9 protein-coding genes are annotated in these 9,480 nt (G+C 63.9%); 4 read left to right on the plus strand and 5 right to left on the minus strand.

Translation table 11 applies throughout. From position 1 onward, the window contains the following. Positions 1–249 precede the first annotated feature (249 nt). Positions 250–573, minus strand: a complete 324-nt coding sequence (locus CMN27_RS05760) for a hypothetical protein (RefSeq protein ID WP_293624783.1) — start codon at positions 571–573, stop codon at positions 250–252. A 207-nt stretch (positions 574–780) separates the two neighbouring features. Here CMN27_RS05760 and CMN27_RS05765 point away from each other — a divergent pair, with 207 nt between their 5' ends. Then, a complete protein-coding gene (locus CMN27_RS05765) occupies positions 781–1,053 on the plus strand; it encodes a DUF4235 domain-containing protein (RefSeq protein WP_293624784.1) in 273 nt (90 codons plus the stop codon). Between the two features lie 23 nt (positions 1,054–1,076). Here CMN27_RS05765 and CMN27_RS05770 read toward each other — a convergent pair whose 3' ends face one another. From CMN27_RS05770 to CMN27_RS05780, 3 genes are all read right to left on the minus strand, one after another. Next, positions 1,077–1,769: a uracil-DNA glycosylase family protein gene (locus CMN27_RS05770; RefSeq protein ID WP_293624785.1), complete on the minus strand. Its 693-nt coding sequence runs from the start codon at positions 1,767–1,769 to the stop codon at positions 1,077–1,079. Positions 1,770–1,848: 79 nt separating this feature from the next. Next, a complete protein-coding gene (locus CMN27_RS05775; RefSeq protein WP_293624786.1) occupies positions 1,849–2,580 on the minus strand; it encodes an SURF1 family protein in 732 nt (243 codons plus the stop codon). A 501-nt stretch (positions 2,581–3,081) separates the two neighbouring features. Next, positions 3,082–4,137: a 3-deoxy-7-phosphoheptulonate synthase gene (locus CMN27_RS05780; RefSeq protein ID WP_293624787.1), complete on the minus strand. Its 1,056-nt coding sequence runs from the start codon at positions 4,135–4,137 to the stop codon at positions 3,082–3,084. Between the two features lie 486 nt (positions 4,138–4,623). Between CMN27_RS05780 and CMN27_RS05785 the strand changes: the two genes are divergently transcribed. From CMN27_RS05785 to CMN27_RS05795, 3 genes are all read left to right on the plus strand, one after another. Next, positions 4,624–5,766, plus strand: a complete 1,143-nt coding sequence (locus tag CMN27_RS05785) for a GGDEF domain-containing protein (protein WP_293624788.1) — start codon at positions 4,624–4,626, stop codon at positions 5,764–5,766. Between the two features lie 94 nt (positions 5,767–5,860). Then, positions 5,861–6,202 carry an MliC family protein gene (locus CMN27_RS05790; protein ID WP_293624789.1) on the plus strand — a complete coding sequence of 114 codons (342 nt, stop codon included), beginning with the start codon at positions 5,861–5,863 and terminating at the stop codon, positions 6,200–6,202. 107 nt (positions 6,203–6,309) lie between these two features. Further along, entirely contained in the window at positions 6,310–7,581 is a 1,272-nt protein-coding gene (locus tag CMN27_RS05795) for an aminotransferase class I/II-fold pyridoxal phosphate-dependent enzyme (protein ID WP_293624791.1), read from the plus strand. A gap of 57 nt (positions 7,582–7,638) precedes the next feature. Here CMN27_RS05795 and CMN27_RS05800 read toward each other — a convergent pair. Further along, positions 7,639–9,480 (minus strand): bifunctional diguanylate cyclase/phosphodiesterase (locus CMN27_RS05800; protein WP_293624793.1); only part of this gene is annotated, 1,842 nt, incomplete at its 5' end.

Consider the following 9,480-nt stretch of genomic DNA (forward strand, 5'->3'; position numbering starts at 1 on the left):
GAGTCCGAAATGGCCACATGCAAACAGTTCATGCGGCGCAAAAATGCGTTGGGGCATACACGCCCGCCGCGACGGACATCTGGATCGAATACGACTTAGCGATCCCATTAATATACGTCGCCAAACAAGTGTGCACAATTTAATGTGCAGATCCATCTTCTGCCGACCGCCCGTCGACCGGGGAACCGATACGCCGTTCGGGGTCTTCGGCCGGCCGGGCAAATTCGATACAAGCCCTGGCTTTTTCGACTATCCCTGCCCGCCTACGACCGTGCCGGGCAACTCGTTGCTGGCCCTCACACTCGGCAATTCGGTTCCGGCCGTGGTGTCAGCGTGCGACCACGCGCCCGCCACCAGGATCAGGCAGGCCAGCGCCAGACTGGCCAGCGAGGCGTTGCGACCTACATGGGTATAACTGTGACGTTCGTTGAACCAGCGAAGGGCCGACACCGCGCCGACCACAACGCACAGCGCTAACGGCAGCCAGACGAGCGGCGAAGCAAAGGCACCATGCACCAAGGCCCGCAGGTACTCGATATCGCTCGCGATGCGTGCCCATTGGGTGTCGGTCATACGGTATCCGGTGCGAAAGTTCCAGTAACGCCTGCGATATCGGCCAAAATCGCGGCGGCTTGAGCCGGCGCCCGCGCCGCCTGATTGCGGGCGGGGGCCGCCACGCTTGTCGCGCCGGCCGTAAACACTTCGGCGCTGCGGTGGCGTTGTACGATACGATCGGGCATGGCTTTGAACGATCGGCCCTTGTGCCGGCATCGACGACTCATGAATCGTGAACGAACTCTCTGGCTCGCCCTCGGTGCGGGAACCGCGATCGCGGCAGGCATCCTCGCACGCCGCGGCGCGGCATCGGCGTGGCGCTATACCCTCGCTGAAGAGCCGCCGGTCAATATCGAGGACCAGGATCCGGGCTGGCCGCGCATTCTGGCCTGGGCCGCTGTCAGCGGTTTCTGCGTGGCCTTCGCTCGAGTCGCGGGGCGCGGTGTGGCCAGTCGTGTATGGCAGCGCAGCCTGGGCCAGCGCCCGCCCGGTTATTGAGGCAGGCTCAGACCGGGCTCACGCTAGCCGCGCAGGTTGTCGGCCCGGGCGTCGAGTTGATCGAGGCGCTGACGCAGTAGTTCGGGAAAGCGCTTGTACCAGGTGGCATTCAAGGGCGACGGGTGCGGCAACGGCCGGATATCGAATGTTCTGGTACGCCCGGCCGGCGTGGTGAGTTCGACTTCGATCGCACTTTCGAAGCGATCCTCGCGTGCCCAGAATGCCTCGATGCGGGCCCGTTCGTCCTTGGACTGACTGATCCCGAACCACAGAAACGCCTCGCGCCCGAGCGTGATCAGCGAGCGCCCGTGCCACGACTCCACGAGCAATGAAATCATGGTGGGCTGAAACAGCCGTTTGATCTTCATCGACCAGGCTTTGTTGCCGACCGGCTTGTACGGCACCGTGTTGATCCAGAAGAAGTCGCCGCCCAGCGCACGCGAGGCGTCGAAATCCGGCAGCGGCACGCCGTGAAGATGCTGATACACCGTCCTGCGCACCAGCTGCCCGCCGGCGCCGATGAACGGCTCGCCGTATTTGACCTCGTCGGTGCCCGGGTCGCGGCCGAAAAAGCCGATCCGGGTATTGGCATCGCCCAGGCCGATGATCGGCTCCAGCGGGTCCTTGTCAAAACGCGTATAAACAGCGCGGTCGATACCGTCGATACGCCCGGCAAGATCGCGCAGGGTCTGGTGTTGTTCCGGGCTCAGGGGCATGGCAGAAGGCTGATGGTGCAAACGCAGCCGGCGAGCCTATCGATGCGCGCGCGACGCAGCAACGCGTGCACGCACGCGATCAGCGGCGGCGCAGATTCACGACCACGAGAATCACGCCCGCCACCAGCGCCATGAGAAACCATTGCGAGGCATAGGCATAGTGGCCGAACGGCCGCAGACCGACCCGGTCCGTTTCTTCGGCCCAGTCGCGTACGAACCCGTACGGCGCCTTCGGATCCAGCAACAGCAGGCCGTCGAGAAGCCGCCCGTCGTCGTATTGGCAGCGCACGTCGGCGATTTTGGGATAGCTCAGAACCCGCGGCCAGTCGGTCTTGTCGCAGGCGCTGGCCGTGCCCCAGTTGAGCGCGGGCGCCGGCAGCGGATGCCATACCCCTTCCAGGCGCACACGCTCGCTAGGCGCCGACGGATTGGGCAAGCCGGCATCGGCAGACGATCGCTCGACCCAGCCGCGATCGACGAGCAGGCGAGCGCCGTTGTCGAGGCGCAGCGGTGTCCATACGCGATACCCCACCTGGGAGGCATGCACCTGATCGGCGAGCAGCAGCTGGTGATTCGCTTCGAACACGCCGCTGGCGTAATAAGTACGCCCCTGCACCGGAGACTCGTCGCCGAGCGTGTCGATATCGGCCGGGGCGGCGGCCTGGGCCGACTGCTGGGCGGCCAGCAGCCGCGCCTTGTAATGGGCGCGTTCGATCTGCCACACGCCAAGCGAACAGAAAATCACCGCGCCGATGCAGAACAGCAGCACGCCCCACCAGGGCGGCGAGAAACGATAGGGGCCGATATTCATAGCAATACAGCCTTTGAGAAGGACATAGCGGCTCGGCGCCAGAGGCCGTGCGAGCAAGCGTGGAACGCGCAGGCAACGCGGCCCGGCAGCCACGCGTAGCGTACCGGGCACGCCGGGCCACGACATGGCAACGGTTCAAGTCTTGCCGGCTCGTGGCCGTTACCTGCCTTGCATGACGACATTCATGCCGGGCCAAGCGTGCAAGGTATGCACACGGTGGCCTTGGGTCGAGAAGCCTTTAAACCACATGGCCGGACACGCGCTCTGGGCGACGCCGGCACCGCATGCCTCGAACGAGGCAGGATCATCGTCATGCCGTCCCGCAACAAACCTGTTTCATCGCCTGTGCTACGCACGCCGCTGCCTGTTCGAGGCAGCCTGCAACGCGCTGCGCGCCCCCTACCGCAGACCCCGCCCCGCAACCTCGCCGTGCGCCTGCTCGATCTGGACTATTTCTGACCGACGAGACGCGCGGCGCGACATGCAGTCGCGCCCTGGCCATTACCCGCGGGCCAGCCGACGCAACAGCGCCGCCGTGGGTGCCCAACCCAGGCAGGCATCGGTCACCGAAACGCCGTAGCGCAGCTCGGAGCCGAGCGACTGCTTGCCGGTTTCCAGATGGCTTTCGAGCATAAGCCCGGCAATCGCCTGCGAATCCTTGCGCCGCTGGGCCAGCACCTGTTCGGCGACCTCGGGCTGGCGTAGCGCATCCTTGCCGCTGTTGGCATGGCTGCAGTCCACGATCAGGCGCGAATCGACCCCGGCATCCGCCAACGCCCGGGCCGCGACGCGCACGCTGGCGGCATCGTAGTTGGGGCCCTGGCGCCCGCCGCGCAGGATCAGATGCGTATCCGGGTTGCCCGCGGTAGCGACCAGCGCGGTCTGGCCGCTGTCGTCGAGGCCGAAATGGCTGTGCGGGCGTGCGGCCGCCTGGATGGCATCCAGAGCAGCGCCAAGTTCGCCGTCGGTACCGTTCTTGAACCCCACCGGCATATCCAGCCCGCTGACCAGCTCACGATGGGTCTGGGATTCAGTGGTCCGAGCCCCGATCGCGGCCCAGCTCAGCGTGTCTTCGAGATAGTTGGCGGCCGCCGGGCTGAGGATTTCCGTGGCAATCGGCAGGCCGAGTTCGGCCAGCTCGATCAGCAGCCGGCGCGAGATGCGCAGCCCGGCTTCGAGATCGTTGCGCTCGTCCAGATGCGGGTCATGCAACAGGCCTTTCCAGCCCACCGTGGTACGCGGCTTTTCGACATAGGCCCGCATCACGATCAGCAGCCGATCGCCCAGCTCGTCGGCGAGCGCGGCAAGCCGACGACCGTAGTCGCGCGCGGCCTTGGGGTCGTGCAGTGAACAGGGGCCGGTTATCACCAGCAGGCGATCGTCCTGGCCGTTGAGCACGGCACGAATCGCGTCGCGATGCTGCTGGATTTCATGGGCGAGCTTGGCGGATACCGGCAGCGCCTGGCGCAGGGCTGCTGGCGTACTCAGGCCAAACGTGCGGCGTGCGCGGCTTGCGCTATTGAGTTCGGGATCAAGCGTGGTGGCAGTGGCGGTCATGGGTGGTTCCTAGGGTCTTGCGCAAGGACATGGGTGGCTCGAAATCGTCTGCGACGGCGTTGGCGCCGTCGATAAACAGCCAGCTGCGATAAGCGAATGTCGGAATACATGGATGGCTCCGTGGCGTTGGAAAGACGGACAAACAAAAAACCCCCGGTTGGCACGCCAACCGGGGGTTTGAGAACTCGTCGGCAGGCGTCCCGTGTATCGGGCGCCTGTCCGGGGTGGATCAGACGCCGTAGCGGCTAAACCAATACCCGTAGAAATACATGGAGGCCACGCGCGCCTGTGCGCCGCGTGCGATCGATAGGTTGTTGTCGTGTTCTGAGTGCATCGAAAGACTCTCCTGTTGCAAGAAGAGCCTACGCCCTGTTGCAGACAAGCTCAAGCGCGATACCCACGGCCGGCGTTCAAGCGCTGGCGGGCGCGGCCGATAGTCTCCGCCAAGTCTTCGCGGCCGCCACCCGGCCGTTCAGGAAATCGGACATGGCGTCCAGCAACTCCAATATTTCGAAGGATCGCAGTCAGCTTCTCGGCCGGGCCCACGGTGCACCGCGCCAGGTCGAACGGTCGTTCTGGCGGCTGTTGTTTCGCACCTCGATCATGGCCGGGGTGACCCACGTGGTATTCGTCGCTCTGTTCTACACACTCGACGTCAAGCCGCTGGCCATCGTCAATATCGCCAGCAGCGTGTTGTATCTGCTGATATGCCTGCTGATGCTGCGGCCAGGCACCCGATTCCTGGCGCTGGGCCTTTTCGTGTTCGAGTTCCAGGCCCACGCACTACTCACCGCGTATCTGATCGGTTGGGACTCGGGCTTCCATTATTACGCCTTGCTCACCATCCCCCTGATCACTCTGGCCTATTTTGACGACAACCGGATGAAAGGCGTCGCCATCTTCGGCGTCATCGCGCTCATGGTCGCCACCGACGCCTTGTCGCGTGGCGGAGCGCCTGCCTACGTTTTGGAGCGGTCGGTCGTCGACACCCTGCACTACGCCAATCTGATCGCCAGCCTTTCCATTCTTGCGGTCATCGTGGCGTTCTACTTCGGACTCATTACCCGTACCGAAGACAAGCTGCGCCAGCTGGCCACCACCGATCCGCTCACCCACCTGCTCAACCGCCGCAGCATGCTCGAGATATGGGATCTGGAATGCGCCACCCAGAAGCGCTCCGGCAATCCGATGTCGGTGATTCTTTGCGATATCGACCACTTCAAGCGTATCAACGACCAGCACGGGCACGACGTTGGCGACCAAGTGCTACGCGTGGTCAGCGAGACGCTCGCGGACAAGACCCGCCAGTCCGACCACGTGGCGCGCTGGGGCGGCGAGGAATTTCTGGTGCTGATGGTGGGTACCCCCATCGACAAGGCCAAGCAACTCGCTGAAAAACTGCGGCAAACGGTCAGCCGTCTGGACGTACCCATCGACGACAAAAACGGCGCGCAGCTCCAGGTCACCCTGACCTTCGGCGTCACCGACATGCCGCCGAGCAAAACCGACTCCCAGGAGGCGGCCATCACGCGCGCGGATGTCGCCCTCTATGCCGGCAAGCATGCCGGACGAAACTGCGTACGCTGTCAGGGGTACGATCAACCACTCGTTCGCCATAACGCCGCCTGACCGATAACGGCCCTCGGCCGTCGCCCGGTTGCTGGCCTCGATACGGCGGCACGGCGTTCTGCCATCACACCCTCTTTCCAACCCGGAGTTTGTCATGCGCCATCGCTCGATCGCTTTTTTGCTCGGCGTAACGGCCCTGCTGGTCGCCGGCTGTGCCAGCGGCCCGCAGGAACACACGGCCCGCTACGAATGCGATAGCGGCCGGCCTTTCATCGTGACCTATCGCGGCCCGAACACGGCCATCCTGCAAATGGGCCCGCGCCTGATCGAAATGCAGGCCGCGCCCAGCCCGGTTGGCCAGCGCTATGCGGGCACCGAGCTGCAGCTGCTCATTCAGAGCGAGGACGACGAACGCCGCGCGACGCTGTTCACCCGCGGCAATGACGGCGGGCCGGGCGACATCGTCGAGCAATGCCGCGAGACCGAACGCGACTGAGTGCGCCGCGTAAGCACAGGATCGGTCGCCCACAATGCAAGCGCACAGCAGCGAATCGCGCCCCTATACTCGGGGCTGAATTCAGCCATGCCTGTCGAGATACGATCATGAAACCGGAAACTATTGCCCTGCACGCCGGCTATGCGCCGGACGAACAGCACGCCGTTGCCGTGCCGATTCATCAGACCACCTCCTTTGCCTTCGACAACGCCCAGCACGCGGCGGATCTGTTCGATCTCAAGGAAGCGGGCAATATCTACAGCCGGATCACCAACCCGACCTGTGGCGTGCTCGAACAGCGCGTGGCCGCGCTCGAAGGCGGCGTAGGCGCGTTGGCGCTGGCCTCCGGCATGGCCGCGATCACCGCCGCGGTCCAGACCATCGCCGAAGCCGGCGACAACATCGTGTCGATCAGCGAACTGTATGGCGGCACCTACAACCTGTTCGCACATACGCTGCCGCGCCAGGGTATTACCGTGCGCTTTGCCGACAAGGACGATCTCGAGGCCATGGCGGGCCTGATCGACGAGCGCACCAAGGCCCTGTACTGCGAATCCATCGGCAACCCGTCGGGCAGCATCGCCGATATCACGCGGCTTGCCGAAATCGCTCATGCCCACGGCATACCGCTGATGGTCGACAACACCGTCTGCTCGCCCATGCTGCTGCGCCCGATCGAACACGGGGCCGATATCGTCGTACATTCGGCTACCAAATATATCGGCGGTCACGGCACCACCATCGGCGGGCTTATCGTGGATTCGGGGCGTTTCCCCTGGCTCGATCACGCCGAGCGTTTTTCGCTGCTGACCGAACCGGATGTGTCGTATCACGGCATCAACTACGCCCGGGATGTCGGCGAAGCCGCCTTCATCACCCGTGCCCGGGTGGTGCCGCTACGCAACATGGGCGGCGCGATGAGCGCGATGAACGCCTGGCTGTTCCTGCAGGGGCTGGAAACTCTGGCACTGCGCATGGAACGCGTGTGCATCAACACCCAGCGCATCGCGGAATACCTGGACGCGCATCCGCGGGTGGCCTGGGTCAGCTATGCCGGTCTGCCCACCCATCGCGACCATCATCTGGCCGATAAATACATGAACGGCCAGGCCTCGGGCATTCTCAGCTTCGGGATCGCCGGCGGCTTCGAAGCGGGGGTAAAGTTCTACGACGCACTCGAGCTGTTCGCACGGCTGGTCAATATCGGCGACGCCAAGAGCTGTGCCGCCATGCCTGCGGCCACCACCCACAGCCAGCTCAACGAAGCCGAGCTCGAAAGTGCCGGCGTGAGCGCCGACATGGTGCGCCTGTCGGTCGGTATCGAACATATCGACGACCTCATCGCGGATCTGGAACAGGCGCTGAGCACGGCAACCTAAGAACCGGCGTCGGGCATCGGCATGCGGGCATGCATGTCGATGCCGGCTTCGACGGCTTCAGAGCAGGCTGGCCACACACACGGTATTGCCGCTGAGCTTGGCCTCCTCCTTGAGCCGGGTGATCAGCGTCATGACCGCGTGCTCGCCGCGTTGCCGGCTGCATTCGCCAAGCTTGACCGCCGCACAACTGGCCGAAAGCAGGGGAAATACCGTAGGCCGGCCGGCGCGATCATGGCCCGCGATCGAACCGGCCTTGCGGTCCTCATCGCTGTAGAGCGATTCCGCGTTGGAACGAAATTCCGCGACCACCGCTGTCGCGGCTTCGATGCCGGCGTCCGCAGCATCGCCGTGCAGGCCGACGAAGAAGTCGTCGCCGCCGATATGGCCGATCAGTCCGCCGAAAGCAGCGAATGCCTTGCCCAGCAGATCGGCGAACATGCGCAGCGCTCGATCGCCCATGCGAAAGCCGTAGGCATCGTTGAAGGCCTTGAAGTTGTCGAGATCGAAATACATCAGCGTGAGCGGCGTGGGCGCGGCCAGCTGTTCGGCGATGAAACGCTCGATCGACGGATTGCCCGGCAGACCGCTGAGCGGGTTCTGATCGCGTGCGACTTCCAGATTGCGCTCCTGCACGGCCAGCACGAGCGCCTCGGCGCTGAGCACGCCGCGATAACGGCCATCCTCGGTGATGAGCACGCCGTCGCGGCTGGGGCTGGCCGCATACTGCTCGAGAATGATGTCGATCGGCGTATTGATATCGGCGACCGGGCAGCGGCGCACGAACAGATCGAGATGATCGCCGATCTTCTTGCGCGACAGCAGATCGCGCCCGTAGGGCGAGTAGATGTACTCCTTGAGCTCGGTTTCCCGAATCACGCCGATGGCGTGGCGGTTGTCGCCCAGAAACGGAAAGAACGAGCGCTGCGGATTCACGCGAAACGACTCGAAGATATCCTCCATGCGCATATCGACATCGATGGCGGGCGCATGATCGAGCTGATCCGACACGAACCGCGACTCCAGCCGCTCGCGCCTGCGATCCTTGCGCCGCATCTCGGCCACCACCTGATAGACCGGTTCGATATGCTCAATACACTGGCTGGGGCGCTCGATGAGATAGCCCTGCACCAGATCGCAGCCGATCTCGCGACAGGTGTAGAACTCGGACTCGGTTTCCACCCCTTCGGCGACGACACGGATGCCCAGCGTCTTGGCCAGGCTCACCACATGCGACAGAAACACTTTCTTCTTGTGGTCGTTGCCGATATCGCGAATGAAGTAACGGTCGATCTTCACGTACTCGGGATGCGTGTCGTATAGCAGCGCCAGCCCGGAAAAACCGGTGCCGAAGTCGTCGAGCGCGATCTGCACCGTGGCATTGCGGTAGGTGCGCAGGATTTCATAGGCGGCCTGGCCGCGTTCCATATCCTTGCGTTCGGAAACCTCGAGCACGATCGAGGACGGGCGCAGCCCGTAGCGTTCGAGAAGGACCACGGTCGCAGCCGGTCGGTAGTCCGGCGCGCTGAACACGCGGTTATCGAGGTTGAAGAACAGCCGCAGCTCGCGGTGGTGGGGTATGCGGCTGAACTTCTCGAAAGCCATCTGCTTGAGCAACGTATCGACTTCGACCAGCAAGCCCAGCTCGCAGGCCTGATCGAACACGCTTTCGATGCTGGCAAACCCGGCGTCCTGCCAGCCACGCATGAGGGCTTCGACGCCGTAGCAGCGACCGCTGTTCAAGCTTGCGATCGGCTGGAAGGCGTAATCGATATGGCGCGCGATCGCGCTGAGAAGATCGGCGCCAACGACGTGCCCGGAAAGCCGGGTTCTTACCGCCATGTCCATGTCTGTGTCCCCGTGCGATCGGACCGCGGTATGCGGCTTCGCGGTCTGCGTTCG

Source organism: Salinisphaera sp. (genome assembly GCF_002729955.1).
GTDB lineage: Bacteria > Pseudomonadota > Gammaproteobacteria > Nevskiales > Salinisphaeraceae > Salinisphaera.